Here is a 288-nt window from a genome sequence, read left to right on the forward strand (position 1 = left end):
GCCGCGAACTGTCCGTGCAAAATCTCGCGGTGGCGGCGCCCGGTTTCGACATGCCGATCGTATCTGGCGTTACGTTTTCGCTCAAGGCCGGCGCGGGGCTGGCGCTGCTCGGCGCCAGCGCGTCGGGCAAAACCTCGCTTTCCAAGGCGCTGGTTGGAATCTGGCCGGCGCATCGCGGCGCGGTGCGGCTTGACGGCGCCTCCCTCGATCAATGGCGCAACGAGGATCTCGGCCGGCACATCGGCTATCTGCCGCAGGACGTCGGCTTGTTTGACGGCACGGTAGCGG

1 protein-coding gene is annotated in these 288 nt (G+C 67.4%); it reads left to right on the forward strand.

What is annotated here, in order from left to right:
- A partial coding sequence (locus tag QSV46_RS39425) for an ATP-binding cassette domain-containing protein (protein WP_314964052.1) occupies positions 1-288 on the forward strand: 288 nt, incomplete at both ends.

Origin of the sequence: Bradyrhizobium cosmicum, from assembly GCF_032290525.1 — a bacterium.
Taxonomy (GTDB): domain Bacteria; phylum Pseudomonadota; class Alphaproteobacteria; order Rhizobiales; family Xanthobacteraceae; genus Bradyrhizobium; species Bradyrhizobium cosmicum_A.